Origin of the sequence: Gabonibacter chumensis (assembly GCF_024741215.1) — a bacterium.
Taxonomy (GTDB): Bacteria; Bacteroidota; Bacteroidia; order Bacteroidales; family Marinifilaceae; genus Gabonibacter; species Gabonibacter massiliensis.
Window position 1 is genome coordinate 118,207 of sequence record NZ_JANSKB010000001.1, and the last position, 24,228, is coordinate 142,434.

Annotated in this window: 27 protein-coding genes; 7 read left to right on the plus strand and 20 right to left on the minus strand. The window is 39.7% G+C overall.

Going from position 1 to position 24,228, the window contains the following annotated elements; genetic code table 11:
* Positions 1 to 20: 20 nt before the first annotated feature.
* Both NVS78_RS00540 and NVS78_RS00545 read right to left on the minus strand, forming a co-directional pair.
* On the minus strand, positions 21 to 836 hold the full coding sequence (locus NVS78_RS00540; RefSeq protein ID WP_286357460.1) for a hypothetical protein: 816 nt from the start codon (positions 834 to 836) through the stop codon (positions 21 to 23).
* 313 nt (positions 837 to 1,149) lie between these two features.
* Positions 1,150 to 1,839 carry a hypothetical protein gene (locus NVS78_RS00545; RefSeq protein WP_286357461.1) on the minus strand — a complete coding sequence of 230 codons (690 nt, stop codon included), beginning with the start codon at positions 1,837 to 1,839 and terminating at the stop codon, positions 1,150 to 1,152.
* 468 nt (positions 1,840 to 2,307) lie between these two features.
* Between NVS78_RS00545 and NVS78_RS00550 the strand changes: the two genes are divergently transcribed.
* A complete protein-coding gene (locus NVS78_RS00550) occupies positions 2,308 to 2,541 on the plus strand; it encodes a hypothetical protein (protein ID WP_286357462.1) in 234 nt (77 codons plus the stop codon).
* Positions 2,542 to 2,974: 433 nt separating this feature from the next.
* Positions 2,975 to 3,169 carry a hypothetical protein gene (locus NVS78_RS00555; RefSeq protein WP_286357463.1) on the plus strand — a complete coding sequence of 65 codons (195 nt, stop codon included), beginning with the start codon at positions 2,975 to 2,977 and terminating at the stop codon, positions 3,167 to 3,169.
* 4 nt (positions 3,170 to 3,173) lie between these two features.
* Here NVS78_RS00555 and NVS78_RS00560 read toward each other — a convergent pair whose 3' ends face one another.
* Together NVS78_RS00560 and NVS78_RS00565 are read right to left on the minus strand one after the other, a co-directional pair.
* Complete coding sequence (locus NVS78_RS00560) at positions 3,174 to 3,470, minus strand: virulence protein (protein ID WP_286357464.1); 297 nt, start codon at positions 3,468 to 3,470, stop codon at positions 3,174 to 3,176.
* 25 nt (positions 3,471 to 3,495) lie between these two features.
* Positions 3,496 to 3,669, minus strand: a complete 174-nt coding sequence (locus tag NVS78_RS00565) for a transcriptional regulator (RefSeq protein ID WP_286357465.1) — start codon at positions 3,667 to 3,669, stop codon at positions 3,496 to 3,498.
* Positions 3,670 to 3,978: 309 nt separating this feature from the next.
* On the opposite strand from NVS78_RS00565, the gene NVS78_RS00570 reads away from it, so the two are divergent.
* Both NVS78_RS00570 and NVS78_RS00575 read left to right on the plus strand, forming a co-directional pair.
* Complete coding sequence (locus tag NVS78_RS00570; RefSeq protein WP_286357466.1) at positions 3,979 to 4,221, plus strand: SymE family type I addiction module toxin; 243 nt, start codon at positions 3,979 to 3,981, stop codon at positions 4,219 to 4,221.
* Positions 4,222 to 4,530: 309 nt separating this feature from the next.
* On the plus strand, positions 4,531 to 5,253 hold the full coding sequence (locus NVS78_RS00575; protein ID WP_286357467.1) for a leucine-rich repeat domain-containing protein: 723 nt from the start codon (positions 4,531 to 4,533) through the stop codon (positions 5,251 to 5,253).
* Between the two features lie 60 nt (positions 5,254 to 5,313).
* Here NVS78_RS00575 and NVS78_RS00580 read toward each other — a convergent pair whose 3' ends face one another.
* From NVS78_RS00580 to NVS78_RS00645, 13 genes are all read right to left on the minus strand, one after another.
* Complete coding sequence (locus tag NVS78_RS00580; RefSeq protein WP_286357468.1) at positions 5,314 to 6,414, minus strand: hypothetical protein; 1,101 nt, start codon at positions 6,412 to 6,414, stop codon at positions 5,314 to 5,316.
* A 186-nt stretch (positions 6,415 to 6,600) separates the two neighbouring features.
* On the minus strand, positions 6,601 to 7,026 hold the full coding sequence (locus NVS78_RS14160; protein ID WP_353620705.1) for a DUF5675 family protein: 426 nt from the start codon (positions 7,024 to 7,026) through the stop codon (positions 6,601 to 6,603).
* A 161-nt stretch (positions 7,027 to 7,187) separates the two neighbouring features.
* On the minus strand, positions 7,188 to 8,198 hold the full coding sequence (locus NVS78_RS00595) for a rolling circle replication-associated protein (protein WP_286357471.1): 1,011 nt from the start codon (positions 8,196 to 8,198) through the stop codon (positions 7,188 to 7,190).
* A gap of 91 nt (positions 8,199 to 8,289) precedes the next feature.
* Positions 8,290 to 9,249, minus strand: a complete 960-nt coding sequence (locus NVS78_RS00600; protein ID WP_286357472.1) for a DUF6371 domain-containing protein — start codon at positions 9,247 to 9,249, stop codon at positions 8,290 to 8,292.
* A gap of 3 nt (positions 9,250 to 9,252) precedes the next feature.
* Complete coding sequence (locus NVS78_RS00605; RefSeq protein ID WP_286357473.1) at positions 9,253 to 9,543, minus strand: helix-turn-helix domain-containing protein; 291 nt, start codon at positions 9,541 to 9,543, stop codon at positions 9,253 to 9,255.
* A 107-nt stretch (positions 9,544 to 9,650) separates the two neighbouring features.
* Positions 9,651 to 10,484: a hypothetical protein gene (locus tag NVS78_RS00610; protein WP_286357474.1), complete on the minus strand. Its 834-nt coding sequence runs from the start codon at positions 10,482 to 10,484 to the stop codon at positions 9,651 to 9,653.
* A 179-nt stretch (positions 10,485 to 10,663) separates the two neighbouring features.
* Positions 10,664 to 12,007: a phage integrase SAM-like domain-containing protein gene (locus tag NVS78_RS00615; RefSeq protein WP_286357475.1), complete on the minus strand. Its 1,344-nt coding sequence runs from the start codon at positions 12,005 to 12,007 to the stop codon at positions 10,664 to 10,666.
* A gap of 377 nt (positions 12,008 to 12,384) precedes the next feature.
* Positions 12,385 to 13,479 carry an IPT/TIG domain-containing protein gene (locus tag NVS78_RS00620; protein ID WP_286357476.1) on the minus strand — a complete coding sequence of 365 codons (1,095 nt, stop codon included), beginning with the start codon at positions 13,477 to 13,479 and terminating at the stop codon, positions 12,385 to 12,387.
* 40 nt (positions 13,480 to 13,519) lie between these two features.
* Positions 13,520 to 13,777, minus strand: coding sequence for a hypothetical protein (locus tag NVS78_RS00625; protein WP_286357477.1), 258 nt, complete (start codon positions 13,775 to 13,777; stop codon positions 13,520 to 13,522).
* Positions 13,778 to 13,842: 65 nt separating this feature from the next.
* Positions 13,843 to 14,076 carry a hypothetical protein gene (locus NVS78_RS00630; RefSeq protein ID WP_286357478.1) on the minus strand — a complete coding sequence of 78 codons (234 nt, stop codon included), beginning with the start codon at positions 14,074 to 14,076 and terminating at the stop codon, positions 13,843 to 13,845.
* Positions 14,077 to 14,087: 11 nt separating this feature from the next.
* Entirely contained in the window at positions 14,088 to 14,780 is a 693-nt protein-coding gene (locus NVS78_RS00635; RefSeq protein WP_286357479.1) for a hypothetical protein, read from the minus strand.
* A gap of 280 nt (positions 14,781 to 15,060) precedes the next feature.
* Positions 15,061 to 16,083: a TerB family tellurite resistance protein gene (locus NVS78_RS00640; RefSeq protein ID WP_286357480.1), complete on the minus strand. Its 1,023-nt coding sequence runs from the start codon at positions 16,081 to 16,083 to the stop codon at positions 15,061 to 15,063.
* A 189-nt stretch (positions 16,084 to 16,272) separates the two neighbouring features.
* Entirely contained in the window at positions 16,273 to 16,971 is a 699-nt protein-coding gene (locus tag NVS78_RS00645) for a hypothetical protein (protein ID WP_286357481.1), read from the minus strand.
* Between the two features lie 93 nt (positions 16,972 to 17,064).
* On the opposite strand from NVS78_RS00645, the gene NVS78_RS00650 reads away from it, so the two are divergent.
* The 3 genes from NVS78_RS00650 (at position 17,065) to NVS78_RS00660 (ending at position 19,217) form a co-directional block, all read left to right on the plus strand.
* Positions 17,065 to 17,310 carry a helix-turn-helix transcriptional regulator gene (locus tag NVS78_RS00650; RefSeq protein WP_022160579.1) on the plus strand — a complete coding sequence of 82 codons (246 nt, stop codon included), beginning with the start codon at positions 17,065 to 17,067 and terminating at the stop codon, positions 17,308 to 17,310.
* A 127-nt stretch (positions 17,311 to 17,437) separates the two neighbouring features.
* Entirely contained in the window at positions 17,438 to 18,016 is a 579-nt protein-coding gene (locus NVS78_RS00655; protein ID WP_286357482.1) for a hypothetical protein, read from the plus strand.
* Between the two features lie 7 nt (positions 18,017 to 18,023).
* A complete protein-coding gene (locus tag NVS78_RS00660) occupies positions 18,024 to 19,217 on the plus strand; it encodes a serine/threonine-protein kinase (protein WP_286357483.1) in 1,194 nt (397 codons plus the stop codon).
* A gap of 37 nt (positions 19,218 to 19,254) precedes the next feature.
* On the opposite strand, the gene NVS78_RS00665 is transcribed toward NVS78_RS00660, so the two are convergent.
* From NVS78_RS00665 to NVS78_RS00675, 3 genes are all read right to left on the minus strand, one after another.
* Positions 19,255 to 19,704: a hypothetical protein gene (locus NVS78_RS00665; RefSeq protein ID WP_286357484.1), complete on the minus strand. Its 450-nt coding sequence runs from the start codon at positions 19,702 to 19,704 to the stop codon at positions 19,255 to 19,257.
* Positions 19,705 to 20,230: 526 nt separating this feature from the next.
* Positions 20,231 to 20,626, minus strand: a complete 396-nt coding sequence (locus tag NVS78_RS00670) for a hypothetical protein (protein WP_286357485.1) — start codon at positions 20,624 to 20,626, stop codon at positions 20,231 to 20,233.
* A 49-nt stretch (positions 20,627 to 20,675) separates the two neighbouring features.
* Positions 20,676 to 23,696 carry a hypothetical protein gene (locus tag NVS78_RS00675; RefSeq protein ID WP_286357486.1) on the minus strand — a complete coding sequence of 1,007 codons (3,021 nt, stop codon included), beginning with the start codon at positions 23,694 to 23,696 and terminating at the stop codon, positions 20,676 to 20,678.
* Positions 23,697 to 24,228 lie beyond the last annotated feature (532 nt).

Below are 24,228 nucleotides of genomic sequence, written 5' to 3' on the forward strand. Positions count from 1 at the left end.
TCACCAAAGTCACCAGTCCTCTACCTCATAACAAAATACTTTAATGCTTTTTCTTTTGTTTGTATTAACTTCAATGTTAATTCGTACAAATTCCGAATACAAATAGGGTGTTGTTCTTGCCTATATTTTTCTATAACCTCTAATTTTATCTTAAATTGTGGCTGAAAACTTTCCTGCTTCTGGGTTAAATCTGCAATTTCTCTTTGTAATTCTTTTAAATCTTTCTCATCCTTTTCTTTTTGATCGTTCATTGAATTTTTAATCATTTCTTTTAAATCACGTTCCTGCTCTCGATATAAACGTAATATTTCAACATTACTCTTATGATTTTTGCAAAACGATATTAAATCCAATTGTTGATCTAAAAACTGCGATAAATTGGCGATAATACACTGCCAACAATTATAATATAGTTTTTCCTCTTTGTTTACATCACCTGAATCAACCATAGATATTGTCCTAAATGCAATATCACAAGAATATATCTCCTGCTTTTTTTTAGTAATAATTTCTATTTTTTCATCAAGTGCATCAAATGATACATTTGAAATACCATTCAATATTTCTACTGTATTAAACAGCTTCAAATTATCCAATAAAGAATTTTTATATTCCACAAATTTTTTTTCTTCCCACTGTCGTAATATAACAAGTTTAGTAGCTTTATTACTTAAGAAAAATGCCGCAAGAGTTGCAATTCCCCCCAAATAACCACCCCAAAAACTAAGCCAAGAATTACTCGACAAAGAAGAGGGAATTAATTCAAAATAGAAAATCATATTGAGAAGACAAGGAATCGCAATACCTAACAGAAACCATAACCACTTTTTATTCATTAGCAATTTTTTTATATAATATATAATTCAAAAATACCTTATTCAGGAAAAATCTCAAAATACTTTGACATAAAATCCAAGAAACGAAAAATAAGCGGCTTTTTAGAGCCGCTTATACACACAATAAAGGTAAATGATCAGTTTTCGGAGGACGTATTTGTGGATTTTTTGCTCTCCTCCTCTAATTTTTTTTTACGTTTCTGGATATGGGAAATCCCCAGGGAAAGAATCGTGAGAATAATGTCCCAAAGTGTCTTTTTCCAATTCATTGCCATAATTACCTCCTTTCTTACAGGGCCATGCCTGAGTTTAATTAACCGGCAGATGCCCCGGTTATGTTAGAAACAAAAATCTGTCGTGCCGAAGCATAACCACTGATAGCATTAATGGCATAAATCTGCACCTGTACCTTTTCACCAACTACCGGTACACCAAATTGTGCGGTGTATTTTTCGGTGATAGTTGCTTCGGCGGCTCCTCCTGCAACAGTTCCAACCTGTCTAAGTCCGTTGATGTTAGTACTCTGCCCTACCGATAACGGAGTAATGCGAATAAGCAACACATCATTTTCACTCACGTTTCCGTCAAATGAAATTTTCAGGGCTGAATCTGCCAGTGTCAAGGAAGCGAAGCCAGGCAATGGACTGGTCAGATCGTCTGCGGGTTGGGTCAATGGCGTGGTGATACCAATGAGTTCGAGGTTCATATTGCAACGGACATACAAGTTAAACCCACTGATTTTTCCGGATATCCCGTAATAAGAACCGGAAGCTGAAACGGTTTTTGACTTTTCAGCCCAGAGTGCCCGTTGTATATCCGTTAAATCCTGCCAGTTCTTTGCAAAGCGGCTGAAATTGTGACGTAAAACCCGCTGATACTCTGTATCCGTATAGGTTGGAATAACTTTGTTGCGTACAACCAAATGACCGGCAGAATGGGCAGCGGTAATGTTACCAGTTGAGCCGGTGAAATCTTCAAATAATTCGTTTGTTTTTGCTTTCATGACTGTAATTTTTATGTGATGGATCGGTGATTTATCACAATATATGCTTATTTGCAGATCATTATATATTCAAATGAAGGCTTTAACACGAGTGATGGAATAACGTGTATTTTAATTTTTGTATGACGTATGCCGGCAGTATGCCGAAGATATGCCGTTAATAATCGGTGTATTTTTTAGGGGATTACTGGCGCCGCAGATGACGATGGCAAATGTGATGATGTTTCTGTCGGCGCTTTGCAGGACGACGGGGAAAGCGGTGGGAAGGGCGTGTTTGCGGGTGTGAGGTGGCGGCGGTGCCTAGTGATTAATGGAGGGAGGCGAAGCACGGGACAATAGAACGGACCGGAAGTGTGAGAGGATGCGGGGGAACCGGTCTGTTCTATTGTCAGAAGGGGGAGGAATCACCAGGCACAAGCACGGGACGGACGGGAACGGATTGCGGGGTGTGGTGCATGGGACGCATAGATGGGAGCTTTTGAAAAGCGGGATGTGGGTTCAAAGGCTCCCATTTTTGCGGACGGGTGGATGGAGTGCAGCGATGGAGCGAAATGGGGTGAAGGGGGATTTTTTGTGACTGTTTTTGGTCGTGGGAGGGTTGTGGGAATAGTCACAATAAATAGAGGGTTAGAGTACGTGGCCGTGGGTGATACGCCCGTGAGAAAAGGATGGGAAGAATGGTTTGTTTGCTGTCGGGCGTGAATCAGGACAATGGCAAAAGAGGTGCGGCGGGGAGAGAGGGACGGTGACGGCTTCGTCCGTCAGAGACATGGAAGCCGTAGCCGCAGGCTCAGCGGGGGGCGGGGAGTGCCCGTGAGAGGACAGTGGAAAAAGAGACCGGGTTGCTGTCGGGCATTTCCGGAGAGACTGGCAGAAGCGGCAGAGGGCGTGTTGTGATGGAGGCGGGGTATCAGGGGTGTGTATAGGACGGTGTGGCAGATGGGTATGGCAAGGGTGGCGGAGTGGGATATCAGGGGTTTGTGGGTTTGGCTGGGATGGCGAGGAGCTTTTATTTAACATAATCCGGATTGTGGGACGGCTTCGGTCGTGGGGTGATCCGTGGGGCTGTTCCATAATCCCGATGGGATTATGTTACTTAAAAGCGGGAGGAATGGTGAGTAAAGGGTAGTGATTTTTGACAGGGTCCAGTCTCCTTCTTTTGACGGAATGCCGGATGCAGGGAGGCGACCCGACTGCGGGACATTTTGCGGCAGATGGCGTGATGGGGTCCCGCACAGCGACGAGCGGAACGGGAGGAGCGGCAAAGGGGCAGAGCCAGACGGGCGGACAGGTGCAAAAAAAGAGCCGGTCTGGGCAGGCGGCTCTATGAGGTGTTATTTGTTTTTTACTATCGGGGTGAAGTTTGACCAGTCTTCGATTTTGAAAGCCCGGATGTCTCTCACGGATTGTACGAACCAGTCTATTTTTTTCAAAGCTTCCATCGCCAGGAATACAGAACCGAGTCCGATGTCATTCTGTTGTGTATTGGTGTACACGTAAACACTACCCTGAATCCATGAGAAGCCGTATGTTTTGAGCACGTTTTTTATTTCAACGTAGGCGTTGGGCGGTTGTTTGTCGTAATGTTCTTTGAGATCGTTTATTCTCAGGTCAAAAGTTATAGCGTACATGGCATGTCAGTTAAGTTAAGAAAAATCAGGCACACGGTTTGAAAAATTCCTGCACGTCGAAGAATTGTCCTTCTTTAGTTTCAACAGTAATGACGACACCACGTATGGGGTTCATTTCTATATCAATGATAACGCCCTCAATCCATTCGGAAAGTCCGGTGACATTTGGCGAAACTAGTACTTTATCTCCTTTTTTCATATAGATGATGTTGAGTGTTATATGTACAAAGATAGGGACTATTTCTTATATAATCAATCCTGTTTTGCAATTTTGCTACCGTAAGGTATTGGGATGATAGAATAAAGTTGTATATTTGGAGTGACTGACATACACAAAGGCCGGGAAACCTGCCTTATCTTCGGCGGGCTTTTTTATGCCCGCTGACCTGATACACGGCTCTGTACCCCCGTGAGGAGCATTAATGTGCCCTCGGCCTTTGTGGTGTCAGTCAACGGGAAAGGTGGAGCCGTCTTTTAATTTCCGCCCTCACTCTTAATATTATGAGTTATGAGGACCGTTGATCTGACACCCAAGAAAAAAACAAATGAAGTTGACACCCGGAGAATCAGGTGTCTAAATTCACCAAGGTCTACCTACGAGCGAAAGTTACCTTCCATTTCCCTGACTGGGGTGTGGTTGAAAGAAGCGGGGTTTGAAGTCGGGGATTTTGCCAAAATTATCGTATCGGATGGATTGCTGGTGATTCGTTGTGAGAAGATTCCGGAAAACCTGAACAGGGCAGATTCGTGATGTTGGGATGTAAATGGTCGGGCAAAGTGTAATGAAGTGTTGTTTTACAAAATTTTTACTATATTTGTACAGTAGAAATACAAAGAAATAAAGACATATTGACGTTTTAGTTTAACGCTAAAGTCTCCGTTCTAAAATAACAGCGACATTTTTGACCGATGGAGAACTTTGCGGAGGGCTCGACGTATGCAGATACGTGAGCCTCCGTTTTGTTCCATCGGTGGGGTTCGTCGCTGTTCCCTTAGAGCGGGCAATTCGGGGTGCTCACTCTTTCTTTTTGTAGTTGTGTCCCCACAAAACACAGATTATATGGATGGACCAGATTACACGAAGGACTTACCGAAAGAATTAAAGGGATTTTGTTATGTATGTATGAAGATCATGACCGAGCGGAATGGAAAGGTCCGGATGGGAATTGAAGCGACAAAGTTTTCGGTGATGTGGGGAGACGGAACGGATGACAGCAGGCGTCACCATGTTTATCAAAATGAGGGGATGTATGAAGTGGTGTTGATTGGGAGGAATTTGCGGAGGTTGGATATATCGGCATGCGGTGTGACGGATGCGGATTTCGGAAGGTGCGGAAAATTAAGGGAGCTACGGTGCGGATATAATTTTTTGGAAGTTCTGGATTTATCAGAGGTTCCGGAACTGGAAGTTTTGATTTGTAATTCGAATGATTTGGTGAGACTGGATGTTGAAGGATGTACGGGATTGAAATACGTGGATTGCAGGAGTAACCGGTTGAGCTGGCTGAATTTGAGGGAGCGTAAAGAATTGTATGAACTGGAATGCAGTAAGAATGTTCTGGAAGGAGTGGAAGTGGAAGGGTGCGGGAATCTTAAATTTTTATCCTGTTCCACGAATAAACTGGGGATGAAAAGGTTTTCAGAATTATTGGATTGTCTGCCCGAACGTTCAACACCTTACGGTTGCTTTTATGGAAATAAGAATCCGGGGTTCAGGTTAAAATACAGGCAAATGATGATAGCTAAAGGATGGAGGTATGAACGTCACCGGAATTGGATGTAATGATAGCTCTTATATAGTAAGAATTGAAGTTTCATTACCCCTGAAACAAAACTAAGCCTATTAATATTCAAAGCAATTTTCAAAGAGGTTAAAATCAATATCTATATCACGCATAGTATATAAATTACGACGAAAGAGATTATAATACTGTTGAAATTTTTCTTCTCCTATTTTTCTGAATAAAGATTCAGACATACAATGAAACTCGCACCTGTAAACAATAAGATCACTTATTGCTTTAAGTTGAGTAGCCTGATTTCCTGATTTCAATTTATTAATGAACTTGTTTGCCCATGTATTGGGAAAGCCTTTAATAGAACCTATTATTACCATCGTTTTATTTTGATATGGGAATATATTAATTACATTCATTTCAGGCAGATCAGCTCTTGCAATATCTTCATTAGGAATTTCTGAATATGAATTTGATATAGGAGATGAAATACATACTTCTAATTTGAAAGGCAGTTCAATGGTTGTAAATTCAAATTTCTCAAAACTTTTATTTATTATACCATGCTCAAGATGTTCTTTATAAGTTTGAAAATCTGAAAGCCCTAACTTCTCCCCCATAAGTTTTTTTCTATATATCTGATAAAGAGCAGTATTTTCTTTAAAAGATTTTACAAATTCAGGATCAACGTCACGATTGAAAACTTTTATATAATCAGTTTCTATTCCCTTATTGAGAGATATTACAAATTCGGAATTAATTTCCACGGCAATTTGTTTTATAGCAAATTCTCTGCATATTGATTTATAACCAAGCAAATACTGGGACTTCGTATCAAACCAGTTAGGTTCCTCTTTTTCAATAGATGCAAAAAGATCATTATCATGCTTTTGGCAAAGTCCTTTAAAAGTAAAAGCCTTATTTACACCTTTTGATCTGTATATACATTCACCATCATTTTTATAATCAAATATCATTAAATGCCCATTGCTAACAAGTTGATTTAAAATTTTATTTTTTTGAAAAACGTGAGAGTAGCTAATAGCTTCGCAAGAGCACCCCGGAAACATACACTTACTTTTCTTTTTTATAGCATTATCTTTTAATTGTATAAAAACACTTTTTGCGTTCATCATGATTGATTTTGCTACAAAAATAACCATTTTCCAAAGCTCTATCTTATGTGATTTGGTTTTTTTGTAATTCATGAATAAAGTTCCATAGGACCGAAAATGAATAAAATGAAAATATACAATATTCTGGAAGAATTAGTCTATAAGTTCCAGTTCGAACATATAACTGTCCTCCAAATTTTGTGGCTTTTCTTTGGAGGCGGCGGATGTTTTGAGGGGTGAGTTTTTTAAACATGGTTTTCAGGGTGGTTATGTCAGTTGTTATCGGGTGATGTACAGAAAAATTTCCCGGTGAGCGGTGTGGAGTTGCCAAGCGAGGGTTTCAAGCTGTTGGAGTGCCGTACGGGATTCCGTCAGGCGTCCGGAACGGAAGTCGCAGCCCACGAGGATACACCCGGTGGTGTCGGGGGGAGTGTTACCGGCATGGATCAGGATGCCGGAACGGTGGGGAACATCCGAGAGATAGATTTTTGACGGGCCAAAACGGGGGCTGTCGTGAAATTTCAGGCGGTAAAGCCCCAATGGTACAGCCGTATGACGGGCATTATGACGGGTGTGACCGGGAGGATAGTACGGTGGTTCAAGGGTGCGGACATAGAGAGTGTTCCGGAAAAGGATGGAACCGAGGGTACGATCGGAGTAAAATTCTTCACGAATGAGAATTAAAGTGTTGAGATTGGTTTGCATGGGATTAATTTTTCAGGTTTTTGGGACGATAGTGTTTACAAGCCTTTTGTTTTGCCAGGACGGTCGTTTGTCTGAGGCCATAACATTTTCCTTTTTCCCGATCGGGTTGGTTGGGATCGATAAGGAAATAATGACAGCGGCCATAGTAATAGGTTTGTGGATTAAGTGAGTTGTAACATGTGGATTCCGATTTCTTTGAGGCGTTCGTAAATGCAGCGGAGTATGGCTGAACACCGGGAGCGGATAATTTCGGAGAAGGAGACGGGGATGAAGGTACAGTAGTCGTGCCGGATTATCCGGCCGGCAAATTCAGTACACAGGGTGGTAAGATCGTCGAAAAGGAAGTGATCAACGACAGCGGTCACGTTTTTAAGTGCGCTCAGGGTCTGGGATAATCCCCAGAGTTTTCCGTGTACCAGGAGATGCGGGGGAATTGTATCATAGGAGGTGTATTCAGAGAGCAGGTTTTTGCAAAGGTATTTACACAGGTAACGGACAAGATCACGGACCCGGCGGACGCTGTGTATATCGGTACTGTTGGGGTTCCGCCAACGGGTTGCCATCCCGTGGATGTAACGCTGCCGGAGTATGTCGGTGTTGGCCTGTCCGATAAAGGTATTGTAATAATCGGCAAAAGAGTGAATTTGTGCGTTCATCCGGTTGGCGTAGGCATCAACGTAACCGAGTTTGTTCTGGATGCGGTTCCACTTTTCCCGGAGCTTGGCGGCATGAATGAACACGTTGGTGACCAGGTGAAAGTGGATGTTTCCATTTTCCTGTTTTTCGGCTCTCCAAACGTAATGGATCATGCTGTTTTGTTCCCGGAGTTCGGTGAGAAGCTGATTGAACAGGCGGGATTTGATGACCTGGTCGGAATGGCGTTGGGGACCGCTCAGGGTAAGCGTGACGAGAGATACCCGGAATCTTACCCAACGATGGGTTTCCCGGTTGTACGCCTTTTTGGTTTTGGAAAAGAAAAGCAGCCATTTGAGGGCTGACTGGATACGGCGGGCAGCCTTCGCCGAGATGATGCCTTCGGGGGAGTTCCGGCGTGGCGGTTGCCAGCGGTAAGATCGTGGAAAGTCGTCTTCCCGGCGGTGAAAAGCCGTGGTGTATTGTTCATATATGGCAATTCCGTAAGGTTTGATGGAGATAGAAGGTATTTTTATCATGATTTTTTGAGATGTGGGAGTATTAGATAAACCAATATGCGAGTGAGTGATGAAGGGGAGGTACTCTCCCCCCGTCAATCAGGTTACGATGTCAAAAGAATTGGGGCGGATGCCCTGCCAGAACGAGATCGGCGATGTCGATACCTGCCTGATGCTGTTCGGGGGTTGCCACACGTTCGACGCAATCGGATACATAGAGCTGACAGCGCACGAGGCGGGTGATGGCTTTTGCCTTAACTGCCCAGAAACGATAGCTCCCCGCATCCGGAATAGCGTTTATGATCCGCCCGGCTAACGGGATGAAGCGGTCAGGGGTGAAGTTGTATTTACCCCCGGTGGCCAACCACAGGAGTTTGGGATAGGTAAGGGCACAAACGAGGGCTGTTTTTTCACTTTCCACTATTCCAACGGGTTTGAGGGGATGTGACGGAAGGAGGTGTTCACCAAACAGGCATTGCCGGAGTTGAAAATCAGTGGGAAGTTTGCCCTGGGAAACGAGGGTACGGTGGAGCCAGTTAAAGGAGCCGGGACGGTCCTTTATGCGATGGCCGTTTGTTGGGTTGTAAGCCATGATTTTAGCTGTCCGGAAGTTTCCGCTGGCGTCGATTTGTGGGAAAACGATGCGGCCGTATGAAGCGGATTGCAGGCGGTAGGTGTCAACGAGTCGTTTGAGCTGAGCGGAGGTGAGATGAAGGTGTGAAACAAGAAATTTCAGGAGGGCGGGTTGTTCGGGTTGTGACGCGAGAGCGGAACCGCTGACCAGTTCCGGGGGGATGACTGAAAAGGTGTCGGATTTGATAACCGGGGCTGATTGCCCGGGGGAGGACGGCGGATCGATTCCCAGGCGGCGGAGGTCACGGAAATATTCCCGTGGGGTGTAATGATAAGCGCAGGATTCAGAGCGTTCGCAACGGCCAACCTTTTCATTCACGAACTGCCCTGTGACGGTGTCGATGTAACGGACAAATTTATGTACTGCTCCGCATGCCGGGCAGGTGAAGCGGGAAGCCATGCCATCGTACGGCTGAAGTTTGTAACGATAGGTTTTCATGGCTCATGATTGTTGGAGACGTTTGTATTTGGGACTGGCGGCGTTGTCAACCTCGGAGAGGTCGAACAGGGTGCGGCGACCGATTTTAACAGCCCGGATTTTTCCGGAGTTTATCCAGGCGTGGACGGTCGAGAGGGAAACGTGGAATTTTTCGGCGACTTCTTTACGGGTGAGGTACTTTTTTTCTTCGGGGATAAAACGGTCAAGCGAACCGGTGAAAGCACGGGTGACAGCCTCGGAAACGATTTGTTTTAAATCATCCAGGGAAACGGGGATAATGATTGATTGTTCCATAACTCAGATTTTTTAAAGTTGTGGAACAAAAGAATACAAGAAAGAAAGGGAAACGAATGGCAATCCATTGCAACGAGGGATGCAATATGTTGCAATGGATTGCAATGTCATTTGAGTTCCCGCCTGATGTGGTCTATGATGCGGAGGGTTTCGGAACTGCGGTTCGAAAGGTAATTATATTGTTTGCCACGGAGGGAGTTGTAATTGAATTTGTGACGTCGCTTATCACGGAATGAATCGTGAGCGGTGCGCCATTTGTTGCGCTGATCGGGTATTCCGAAGAACATGTCTACAAAGTACGAGAGATCAGCGACAGTTTCTAACCAGGTGACGGGTTGCCAGGAAGAAGGTGAACCGATACCGTAAAATATATAGGCGGTTGTTTCGGGTTGGGTGTTGGAAGGGATGAGTTGATGACGGATAAGCAGCGTGTGGAGCCGTCCGGGTTCATCGGTTTTTATGGCGTACCGGTTGAAGTGAGGTTTTGAAGGCGGGATATCGGGGAGGTTGTCAGGAACTCCGGCGAAAAGACGAAGACGGGTGGTGGTTTCGAGTACGTTGTCGCAGGTGGCTGACAGGGTGTTGATGGCTCCATCGAGCCGGGTGTATTGTTCGGGCGGGAAGTAGTGCCTGAAATCGTAACGGTTCCACTGGCGTTGTATGTTCCCGATCTGGGAGGCGGTGTGTTTGACCTGGCTGTCAAAAAGTTTAAAGAAAAGTGTGATTTGTGTGGTTGACAGGCACAGTTCTATAATTTCCGCTGAAATCAGGTCAGCAGAACACATCCGGAGACGATAAAGAAATTGTTCCAGGGTAAATGTGCTGAACCGATATTCAAACGCAATGATCACGTCGCGGGGAGAGTCAACGAGTTCGTTGAGTTTGTCGGAAAGTAAAGCAACCAATTTAATGAAGCAAAGGGATTTGTGCAGGATTTTCATGATTGTTCAGGATTGAGAGGTGGTAATACAATAATGCAGGATTACCAGGCACGATCAGCACCCGGGAAAGGAGTGTAAAAATAATGCACACCTGAAAGAGGGGTGTGCAGAAATGAGTGTGAAATTTTTCATTGCACGTTATTAATATGTAAAGCTATGAAGAAGTTTACAAACCAGAGTTATCGCTTTTTAGTTTTTTCCACAGATTCATCAAAAAATTTCATTTTGCTCAAACGAATTGCATTTTCTTCGGCGGTTACCCGAATATATTTCATAAATTCTGATTCTGTTTGATGGCCCGTGAATTTCATCAAAGAATATAAATCCATTCCATCTAAATAAAGAAGTGTTGTACCGGTACGACGTGCAGTATGAGTTGTAACGAGAGTATATTTCGGAACTATTTCGGTAATTCTCTTTGCCCCTTTTATTAATGTATGCTCGATCTTATGAGTGATTTTTGCCCGCAAACAAATGAGTTTTATGTTATCATTGACCATCTGACTATAAGTGCGTGGCAAGGTATCATTATATTTTGCCAATATTTCTGTAAGCCGGGCATTACAGGGAATGACAACTTTCGCATTTGTTTTTTGCTGCCGGAGGCTAATAGCTTTTTTCTTGTTGGCTAAGGTGATCACATTTTCTTTACTGATACGGTGATAGTCAGAATATCTTTGAAGGGTATATACTCCTACCAGAAAGACATCACGACAAATGTCCAATTCTGCGTCTTTAGGTGTGCTCAGGTCAAGGTTTTCAAGGGATTCAATTTCTTTACGGGTAAGGTAAATTGTATCAGATTCACAACTCATGATTTTAAAAGCCCTCTGTAAGGTTTCAATATTGGCGTGTAAGCCTTCACCACGAGCGGCTGTCATGATTTTTTTCAACGATTTGATGTGTTTCCCGGTTGTGTTTGGGGAATATTCCTTATTGTTGAAGTACCCGACGAAATCATGGTAGAAATCCATGTTTATGTCATTGAAATCATATTTTTTTCTCTTTAACTCCTGAAAGTTATTAAATTCTGTCTGGAAAGAAATTATGTTTTTGATCGTTCCTTTGGAATACTCTATCTCGTATTGACCGAATTTTGTCTTTTTAGTGGCTTTACGTTTCCCCGTTTCCATTTCCCGGATAAAACGGGCTATATATTTGTTGAGGGTTTCAGACTTGGATTGCCTGGCTTTGGGTTTGGCCTGTTCTTCAATGTATTGATCTATTATATCTTGTAACCATTTACGGGGAAAATCACGGTTGTTTTCATTAAATTTAGCAAATACACGCCGTTCAATTTCATTTAAGTTATCAACAATTTTCTGCGCAGTCTGAAAAGAAAAAGTATTGTCATATTTAGCCTTTTGACCAATGGTTCCCTTGCTGGCATCCCACGATTTTACTGGAACGACATAAGGTGTCAGACCATTACGCTTAACCCCTCTCCGTGCAGAAAAATATGCACGAATGGATGCGTGTTCGCTATCCTCTAATACATCGATAAAATACTTCAATGTGGGCATAAGAGAAATTGTTTGGTCCTTCTACAAAGTTAAGAAATTGTGAAACAATTGTGAAACATTTTTCGCATTTTGTGAAACTTTAGTCTATCAACAAAGACAAATTCACAGATTAAATATCTGATTTTCAGAATATAAATAAACTAAATAAATTTTATAGAATCGTGAATTTGAGGTACAAGTGGGACCACTTTTCAAAAGAGTTAATTAATTGCTTTTAATTAATTAGCTCTTTTTTCTTTTTGTAATTGTGAAACACTTATGAACTATGAAACGAAAAAAGCGGCTCTAAAAAAGCCGCTTGTGGCATCTACATACCAGATTACACCCAATCATTTTTACAAAATAAAACCGGTTGAATTCAACCGGTTTTTCTTTAGTTAATCTTCATAGTAAATTTCATATACCCATTTCCATTCGTCTGCATCCATAATAATTTTGGTTATATAATCACCTTTTACCTCATATTTAAATGAAACTGAATATTCCTCATCTTCATCATCGATTCTACTCGCTTTCATTTCTTCTGGTAAATAAATAGAACGTTTTCCTGTTATCCCATAAATAAAAAGGTTTTCAACATTTTCAAAATGATCTGCAATAATTATTCCAAACAAATCTAAATTCAAGTTATTAAACTGTTGTCCGTATGTAAATTCAAGCAAAGTGTATATATCATCTTGTTCATCATCAATCCATTTATATTGAATCAATTTGCCTTCAACAAAAGTAAAGTTTTCTGTGGAGGGATATTCACATTCACTAATACCTTTCACTTGATTTAAATAATCCCCAGCATAAATAAAAGTAGATTCATCAAAAATATCATCATCAGGATAAGTACTCTTGTAATTTGTTACCTTGCCGTTTTCTAAAGTATATATTTCGGTTTGATTATCACTTCCAATTTCTTTAATAACCAACTGGTTAGATGAATAAGCATAAATACATTTCCAAGGTTCTATTTCTCCATCTTCAGTAACATTTAAAGATGAAAGTTTTCCTTCACTATCATAAAAATACTCATAAATATTTTTACCTGTTTCACCTTCCCCTTCAAAAGATTCAACTACTTTCTTAATTCTTTTCGGTAAAATTTCAATATCGCTACTTTCTCCTGATTGTTCTTCAAAAGTCATTTCACCAAGTTCATATTCTTTACCATTTTCTTTCAATAACACGGATTGATTTCCATATACTTCAGGAGTTGTAAAAGTTATTCCAGCTGAATTAACCTCAGTAACAATAGCTTTAACATCTCCCGCATTTTCTGCTCGTGTTACAATTGATCGAAACCAGATCTCACTTGCTTCGGTAAAACCTTCTCCCCTAATTGTAATAGATTCTCCTGTTTTTACAGGGTTTTCAAACTTAGGAATTTCGAGTCCTCTAATTGGTAACTCGTTGTCTTTGTCATCATCACTACAAGCCACAACAAAAGCTAATATAGTGAATAAAAATAGCATTTTTCTCATAATCAATAATAATTAGTTATCTATTCTCTTTGTACATGAACTATTCGCTAATAAAAAGACCTGTAATCTGCTCATTCCCTAACCATACTACAACAATCACAAGAAGAGCTGCGGTCGTCAAAACCCCATTATTAGCCCACACCAATTTTCTACAAAACAGCCCCCACTCGCTATTACGATAACGATCCCGGCGAGAAACCATCATAGATTCACTCAATTTATACCCGATAATAAACACCCCGGAACTCAAAAGAATAATACCTCCCAACAACCATTGTTTAAGACATATTCCAACCATAAAAGCAATTAAAACATATAAACTTAAATTCAAGCTATACACTATCTTCTTAAGAAGTTCCATAATTATTCCATTGATTTTATTCTTAATTTCAGTTTAAGTTCTTTTATTTTCATCTGAAAATATTTCCGGTAGTCATCCAGTTGCTCAGTAGATGAAAAGATAATACCCCCCAATACAGCCAAAACCAATACACCAATTCCAATCATTAGGATTGAAATAATTATCTCCAACAACGAATTGAGGAAAAAAATAGCAAGTAAAACAGCTACAACTACAATTCCAAGTCTTAATAACATAAGCAATATGATTAATTTTCTATGTATTTTCTAACGATCAAAAATTCCGTAACTCCTGCCAATATCCCTATACATCCCAAATAAATGTGGAAACCATCGTCACTCCGATACATATCCCAAGACCAATTAGTCAATGAAGTCCAAGTACTTTGGAATATATTGCGGTCTTCTATCGACACAAGCAACAATGTAAATATCAAAGCAATGACAGGAAACAGCAATACCCATTTTCCATATTTCCTCACTTCTCCCCAAAGTCTGACCATTTGAAAGAGAATAAATACAGGCAAAAAGATTTTAAATATGGATAGGATCAACTGAACCGTTCCGAAAACATTCCCTCCACCAAAAAGAAAAAAAGCCAATATATACCCCATGATCAACCATACGCCTTTCGTTGAACGCATATACGGGGGCAATAAGCCGAAAAAAAGCAAGGCACTCCAAATGGTATTTTGCTTCCAATTGGCACTCTCTAACAAAGCGGGATCGATCAAACTGATTCCAGTTAAAGTAATAACGCCAATCGCTACTAAATAACAAGGAAAAAATAAAGGAATTAATTTTTCATTATCATTCGCCATTATATCTTTCAATTTCAATGACTTCGTGTATTCCAATTCGTGAACTATAACATCCGGCTCTTCTTGTAGAATCTTATTCTCGCATTCTTCCGCTGCGCCTATCTCTGTTTTTTCATTCATTTTATTTGATTCAAATTATAAGCGGTATCAACCTATCTTTTCGACGATCCAATTACCCGAAGAAGCATAACTTAATGTAGTCCTATCCGTAAATCCTAAGGTTTTCAAAATATTTCTTATTTCCTCTGGTGCAGGATTGGAAGAACAGCGTGAAACTAATTGTAATACATAACCTTTTGTAATTTTTCCCATGTTACGCGAAGCTATCAATTTGTAAGTCGGCATAATTTTAAAAACTTAGGAATTAAACATTAAATCGATGCATATCTATTAAACTATATCAGTCTTGTTTTATGTGACACGTCTCCAAGATTGATAAAAACTCATCCGTTGAAATATGCAATTCTTTTGCGATTTCCTCTAAATATATCTTCTCGGCAGGATGAATAAAACCATCTGCCAAGGCAATAGAGAGTAAACCGGTCATTAAATTTACCCCATAAAACTTTTCTTTCCTGAAAAGTGTATAATCGATAGAATACAGTTTCGAAGGACTGTTTTCAATGTCCCTGTAGAACACATCCTTTTTACTATTCGGAACGCTTGAATTTTTTATTATCTCAAGTATCAATTTCTTCTCTTCGTTACAAAAATACATATCTACTATCCCCATATTGATTAGAAGCTTTATCCGTTCCTCTTCCATCCTGACGAAACTCTCACATTCTATAGTCGTTTTTAAAAAGGTTTGTTTTGCCACTTTAGCTATAGCATGCGTCATCAACACATCCACGGATGTCCCGACAATTCCGCTAAGGATTGGAACGACCTTAATCCCTCCTTTTATTGTTATTTGAGAAGTAAACTGCGGAATAAGCTTTTTCATAATGCTCTTGGAACCTTCTTTCATAACGCCGAGCGCTCCAACTCCTATAATCTTTTCAAGAAAAAAGTCCTCTGCTCTTTTACCCAATAAAAGAACAAAAGCAAGGGTACGAACATTTTCACTGTTTAAATCGTAACCGCCCAAGTAAGCAAGAGAGTTAATCAACCGTAATTGCAACATCCAGGAAATACCCATACTCACAGGAATACCCACAGGGTTAAATAACGTTCCCAATGAAATGAGAAGTCCTGTTCCTCCGATCTTCAATAACTGGTCTTTTATTAATTTATCGCTTGCTTCCATGATAGAAGAATAATTCATACGATACTCATCAGCCAATTCCAATGCATTACATAATCCGCAAGGCATATCCGTCCGTAAGGTTTGGTCATACGCCCAATTCAATCCATTTTCAATGTTCCAAACCTCTTTCGAAGAAAGTGTGAACAAACTTGAAATAGCTCCAATCGACTTCATTATAATACAACTTTGTTCTATATATCCTTAATATTCTCGTCTTTAACAGATTTTTTTTCATTAAATGTTTCCCACAACTTTTCGATTGCGAATGTCATGCCTTGAAACAAAATTTTCACAATTTCACAAATGACTTTACAAACAGTTTTCAGTATCTTCACTATAATATCAATCTGCTCATCTTTCATTTCAAATCATTGATTCTAAAAAATTTATATCCTTATTAATTATCCATTTCCTACCCTTTTGTAAGTATTCCATAGCCGGATAATCATCAATAGATAATACATCTTGTTTCCAATCCATAATTCGGTTAGGATCATACAATTCTATACTAATAGCTTTCAGTAAATTTTTGATACTCTTCATTATAACGTCGTTCTCATCCTTCTTATCTGTCAAAAATGTACAATGACAAGGAATTAAGGCATAATTCCAAAGTAAAGAAAAGAAAAGCGGATTATCCGTTTTACCCCAAATATGAGCGATATTATAATTTACAACAGAACTCATGTTTCCCCAACTAACACGGTGTCCTGTATATTTCAAAATTTCTTTTTTCGGATAATAATTACCATCTGGATCAAAACCAACTCGAATCTTCGTATCCTTGTGAAAAATAGCATTAGCAGGATCTTTCGTAAACAAAACAGCTTCTTTTTTATTTCGAAAACGAGGAGTTGTCATTTTTACTTCATGCTGCCGAAAAAAAGCTTTATTCGAATTATAACGAACCGGAATAGCTTCTCCCATTCGAATAGCCTGCCTATACTCTCTAGCTTGCTGAAATACAATATCTTTTTTAAAGAAAAGAGTATTTCGGATCACGTAATCAACTAATTCACCATCAGTCAAGAATAGTTGCCTAAAACAATTCAAACCGTCCATTTTACTTCTATTTTTTCGCAAATATAATACACATACATATATGTGCAAAGTGTTTTGTCATTTTGTTAATCTTGAAGTTTAAACCATAACAAAATGAAGACTCCTATTGAGCAATACGTAATCGATAAAGTCAGAGAAAAAAGATTGGCGCAGAAAATGTCCCAAGCTACTTTGGCATATTGCCTCGGAGTTTCCCGGGGATTTATCGGGGATGTTGAAAATCCAAATCAACGAGCAAAATACAATCTTAATCATATCAACGAATTATCTATCATTTTTAATTGTCCTTTTTCTGACTTTTTCCCTTCTACCCCTTTCCCTTCTTCAAAAGAACTTTAAACATTGACAAAATAACAGGGTAACTTTATCATTTCAAAAGTTCAAATTGGTTCAAAGCAATTCAATTCGTTTCATTTGCGAACAATACCTCTTTTTATAGTATTTTTGGGCAAAATTCAATATATCTATGGACACTTTGAAAGATATAGAAAAACTGAAGCAGGCAATCGAAAAAAAGGCAGGACGAACCATGAGATCTCCCGTCGATTTCGATCGGTTATCCTATTTGATTCACGAAAACATCCGCGAACAAATCAGTCCTTCCACCCTAAAACGACTTTGGGGATACGTATCCTCTTCCCACATGCCCCGATATTCGTCTCTATCCACCTTGGCTCGTTATATCGGTTATCCAGATTGGGACGCCTTTTGCCAATCTTCACCTATTATAACCGAATCTTACTTTTTTACAAGCGAAACGATCCATTCCGCAAATCTTCAACCGGGAAAAAGATTGAAAATAGAATGGAACCCAGACCGCCAATGTATGATAGAATATCAAGGGAATTCAACATTCTCTGTCATTGAGTCTTTTAACACACAAATAAATAAAGGAGACACTTTCCAAGTTGAACATTTTTATTTACACCAACCTTTGATCCTAACAAATTTATGCAGAAGAATTACACCTACTTCTTTCTCCGAACCGATAAGTTACGCTATCGGTTATCAAACCGGCTTAACATCTATTCAACTCCTGGAATAATAACAATATGACCTTACTAAATTCAAATTCAGGTATCATTACCGATATAAAACCGGAAACTACCTCATATTTTACCAACATCACGCTACGGTATGAATCCAACAACGGCTATTGTTGTCTATATAAAGCACAAAAATTAGGAAAATACCACATACTGAAAACACTGAAACCTATATATAAAGACAATCCCCTTTATCAAGAATTATTACAAAAAGAATTTCAGATCTCATACCCGTTGTCCCATCCCCATATCATACAAACTATCGGATTCGAAGAAATCCCCGGTATCGGAGCAAGTATTGTCATGGAATATATCGATGGAATCAATTTACGTGAATATTTGAATTCTAAAAATTATAACAACCATACAATTCTAAAAATACTGGACGAACTCTGCCAAGCTTTAAGCTATATCCATTCCTTACAAATCATCCACCGTGATTTAAAACCGGAAAATATTCTTATCACGCGTAATGGTTCCAATGTCAAATTAATTGATTTTGGCTTATCAGATACAGACTCCTATTCCATTTTAAAACATCCCGCAGGTACCTTAAAATATGCCTCCCCAGAACAGCAAGTTCCCCAAACTGCTATAGATAATAAAGCAGATATATATTCTATTGGGGTAATCTTAGAAGAAATTATACAAACAACTCGTGTAAAGCTCCCATACATCCACAAGATTATCAAACGTTGTACCTCTGAACATCCTACCCAACGTTATACAAGCATAGATGAAATCAATCATTTACTCCATTCAAAAAATAAATATTTACCCTATTTATCCGTTCTTTTGATTACAATTCTAACCACGGGTGGTTTACTATTCGGATATCACTGGGGATCAAAGCAAAATAGCAAACATCATTCTCAATCCATCAATATCTATAATCAAATTACTCAACAAACCCAGAATATAACGGAACAGCATTGTCAAAAATTATACGATTGGTATGACTCCATTACAACTCAAGATTCATTATCACTTTGGTTTAATGAATATAATAACTTGGTTCGAGAAGTCAATCTGCAAGTAGATTCCATCCTGAAACAAAGCATTTCGTCCAATGCCCCGGAATATAATCTATACAAGACAACCTTAAACAAACTTGTCGAAAATATTTGGATAGATTATTATTACAAAAATCAAAACAAGTTCCAGACTCCTCCACCTGCCTTAAAAATATATAGCAAGTAAAGAATATAAATTATCGACATTCCTTATATAAAAACAACTACCTTTGATGTTGCCAACAATATCGACTTCCTGTTTGAGCATTTCTCTTACATTGAGTTCCTTTCCTGGTCGTGGCTTGACACCTACCACTATATACGGATTCAGATATAGTATTTACTTTTTTGGATTGGCTCTTTGGCGTAGACGGAGAAGTTGTTTTTGTCACCGAACGAATGGGAAGTTGTTTTATTATACCGGTTCTATTCAATACACTATCCAATTTCGTATAAAAACAAACCATACCATTTTTTAGACTCTCAATCTCTATTTTCAAAAGATGGTTCTCATTTTTAATTTGATCATACTCACCACGCAATTTTAAATTTTCTTGTTCCAAAGAAGCAAATTTCGATTGCAAATCCAATATTTTACTACTAATTTCCTTATTTGCTCCACAAGAAGTAAAAATAAACACAAATAGACCTGCATATAAAAACAATCTCATCATATTTAATTATTAAGTTATTAATTTTAAAATTTCGATTCGTAAAATTACAAATATTAATTTAATTTTCAATAAAGAATATGATTGTTGTTTCAAATAGTTTCAATTCTTTCATTTTAATACTTTTGTATAGATTTTTTCTTTTTATTCAACAAACTACCGCATTATAATTTAGACATTAACATCCATTTTAAAGATTAAAAAAAACACTTCCAAACCGGAATAACATAATTACCAAACTCCTCAAAAGTAAAACTTCGAGGTATAACCTGATATTTCGGTACCTCTACCTGATTATCCATAATGACTGATTTTAAAATATTTTTGTCCATTCGCTATATTTGTCTTGTCGATAGGACAAATATAAGTCATTTTTGTCTCATAAATAAGACAATTCGAATTCGTATAAAATAAATTAAAAAACTATAATAACATCAGAGAAATACCGCATTTATCTCGTTTACAAGTCTACTTAAATACTAAAGAAAAACCAAGCTTTCATCAGAATTAACCAGTTTTTACAATTTGATCAAGGTTTAATAATCATCACTTTAACAGCTTTACTTTGTTTAAAAATTCTATTACGATCACGGCTATATGAACCGGAAATTTCCACATCAAGCGTATCGGTACCAACCTTTTTACCAACTACACTATACGTATACGCTATCTCTTTATTGTTTTTGATAGAATCGCTTTTTGAAAAAATAAGATTGCTCGAATCACGACAAGTAAGTTTAACTTTTAAATCCGCAAATTCGCCATAAATTTTATAGACCGTCACCTTGATAAAATTTTCACTACCAGGGGCCATCGTTAGTTTGAGTGGACTAACAAGCCACGCCACATCTACATTCGCGGGAGCCGGAGCAAATGACGTCAGAACCCAAAATGTCATGCTTAAAAGAAATAAAAGATTTTTCATAATTTTATTGTTTAAGGTTTATAAATGAATGGAGGCCAATACCCATAACTCACTCGTTCTTATCGCCAAGATATCTCCACTTGACGGCATCCGCCCAAATAAGTTGCCCGAATATCCCTTTATCCAGAAGAGATACCCGAATCATCCCGGGCGTACAATAAAATCTTCCTATTGATACCCAACCCGGTTGACCGGAAATCTCGATACTGGATTCTTTTAACTTGCCGTTACGCTCGATCGTGTAATATTGCGAGAACGACGCCCCGGCAGTATTAGCGCTTTTCACGTGAGAACCCGTATATTTTATTAAACCCGGCGGAAAGTAGACTGAAACTTCATAATACCCTTCCCGATCGATTTTCGCACTCCAGCTTACTTTATCACCTGAATTAGTCACCTGGCGGGCTATCGCCGTGCGCGCGGGAGTACCGTAAGCGGTTTCATTGATCCTTATTTGCCAGTCGAAATTCAATTTATCAAAAAAGACTATATCCTTCTCTGCCGCAACTTGTTCCTGCCGCTTCCTTTTCCATCGCTTGATAAACGATAACTCAGGCATATTATAAGAGAACCCGGGATCGGTATTATCGACGACTATCTCTTCAGGAGAAAATACATCCTCTTTATAGACCTTTTCATCGTGACTTGTCGTGTCTATCAAAGAGGAAGGTACGAGAAATTCTTCAAGAGGAAACTCGGAAGGGTAATTTTGAGAAAGTCCCAATTTCAATACAGGATCAAAACAACGACCGTGAACCGTACGAACAATCTTTTTACCCTCCCTTGCCGGGATACGATAAACATAATCTCGAAAAGTGCCGGTAACCAATTGCGGATTATAAGACAATGTAACAATCCCGTCCGTGTCACTGTCATTATAAATCGTGAAAATAAACTGTGTTATATAGTTTTTAAAATCATATATATTCTCTGTCGTGCAAGTTCTTCTTGTTTCTATATCTTTAATAACAAACACCGGTAATCGATTTTGATAATACCAGCCAGGCAAGATATCCATAAAATCAGTCCCCAGGGTTCCCTTCATGTCAAGATTCAATTCCTTCAAATCAATCCGGCAAAAGTTTTTTCTCGAGGTATATTCCCGGAGGAACTTTGTCAGTTCGTTCGCCGAGACTCCCTGAAGGTTAAAAAGTGAAAACAACTCGTCCGTTTTGAGTATTACAAGCCTACGCATTAACGCCGAGCCTATCCCCGGGGACAGGAATGCCTCTTCCAGGCTACGGGTATTCAAGAAACGAATCCCCTTGCGGTAATTACCTACTGTGTATGAATAAGTGCCTCCAGGTTTAAAAGAACTTCTTGCCAGGCTATTGAGTATTGTTTCCATGACCGGGTAATCGAGCGAGTGAAAATAATAAACGTAATCAGTGTAAAGAGAGCCGATAGAGAAAAGATTGTTACCGCTTTTTGACTCCAGGGGACAAAACGTCAAGCGCCCCAGCCCGGATCTTAAAGAAGAATGACGCATCACACGACTTTCAGCACGAAGGTAATTTAGAACTATAAAACCGATTTCATAAAGCTTCATCCCCTTTTCCCCGCCCAAAAAATTCCCCGCCTGTTCCTTGCTTTCCCTGTTCAATGTCCACCGGTCTTTCCACGATAATGAAAAGCGTTCAGGAAAATAAACGATCTCGGGCTGCACGTATTCGCTAGCGCCCCGTTGATTCCGGTAATAAGTCGCGAAAGTGCCGGGAGTCTCGATAAGCAATAATCGCTTGAAGGGATATTTTTTACCAAAATCGTATTCTAAACTTGTTTCCAACTCGTCAGAAATATATCCAGGTAGGGCATCCAAAACATCCTCGTAACCTTCCACGAAGATCCCGTGCCCCCTGAATAAAAAAAGTTCATAATCAATTGAACCGACACGAAGGTAACGCCTCTCGTAATCCCCTATACACAAGCTAATCCCGGGAAGGGGATAATTATTATGAAAAACGACACTTTCCCCGAGGCAATGACGTTCTCCCTGAGAGATAACCGTACGGTCTTTTACGCCATGAACGATTAACTTATAGTCTGTGAAATTTTTTTCAACGATATACGGGGAAGCAGGATTCACCGGGGGAACTGTCACGGGATACCACAAGCCTTCAGGATTTAACAGTACCTGGCTATCTTCCAGATAAGCGTAACGTTTTCCCGGGGGACAAAGGCATAAGTCCCGCAGGTGACTCCAGGTATCCTTTAGCTCTTTCTCTTGCACGTCAAGATAGAAAACCTCCTCGTCGATACCGCCCTCGTACTCTATCTCCACCCGAATCGTATCGCCTGCCGACACCGATCTTTCAACAACTATGACTTGATTATCCCGACGAAAAGATGTATTAATACCACTTACCTTTAATGATTTAACCTCTAACCCCGGGTTAAGGTAAAGTAAAAAATCGGACAACGTGTCCTCCCCGTCGTTCAGGAGCCTCATCCGGCTCAAGCCCTTTAACCGACAGCCATCGGGCGTGACATCCAACTCCTGGCTCAGGAGGTATAACTTATCGTGATTCACGTGACGATTATATACTTCAGCGAAACGAGTCCGTCGTGCATACTTTTGAGTGTAAATCCCCTGAACCGCTACCAAGCAACTCACACCTAACAGCAGTATAACACAAGCCCTTCTTCCAATAACTCTTCGTTCTCCAGACCTGTTCTCCAATCGTTTACAAAAAAGAATCGAGAAAAAAAACAATCCCACTCCCACGAGTAACCATCCCAGTCGTTGCGAAAGATAGGGAACGACAGCCGCAAAACCCGTTATCTCAGAATACTCGTTGGGTAAGGTGAGTCCCGAGAAATTAAGGATTCCTCCCAAAGACTCCCCCGACAATGATACCGTAGCCCAGGCACTGGCGAACAAGATTATAATAGAAACAAACGCACGCCGCATAGCCGACAACACAAAAAAAGAAAGCCCGAGCATAAAAACTGTGGACGGGAACACCAAGGTTACCAAGTAATAGGGATAGAGCCACGGGTTAAGGGGCGCACTACTAGCAAAAACATGAACAAGCATGACCAGGAGAAAAAGCAATATTGCCCACATCATGAAGACCCGGATAAAACCGACAGCACTCCCCGTGTAGAAACCGAAATTACTGGTGGGACGGGCATAAATAGAATCAAGCGTGTCGATTTTTTTTCTGGAAAAAAAACGGCGGAAAGAAAAATCAAGACCGGGTACTGCAATAAAGTGAACAAGAAAGCGACCGTGTAAGGAAAAAGGGAAGCCATGTAGAGCTCTCCTGACTGCCTTGCGGGGTTTAGCGCACTCAAATTAAAACTCATATAAAAAAGAATACATACCGAGACTGTCAAAAAAAAGAACCGCCCCAAGCCGGACCGAAGCAATAATTTTGCTTGTATTCGAGTTATCAACATGTAACCACAACTTTTCATGCTAATCGAGGACTTTAGTTTAATCAAAAAACAAGGTGTAAGTTATAAAAAATATCTATATACTCACATTTGCATATACTATTTCGTAAAATTTATAAAATTAACATGATACATATCGCAATACTTTTCCTGAATTATCACGTATTCCATTCACACAAAAAAAACATACGAACCTCGTTAAT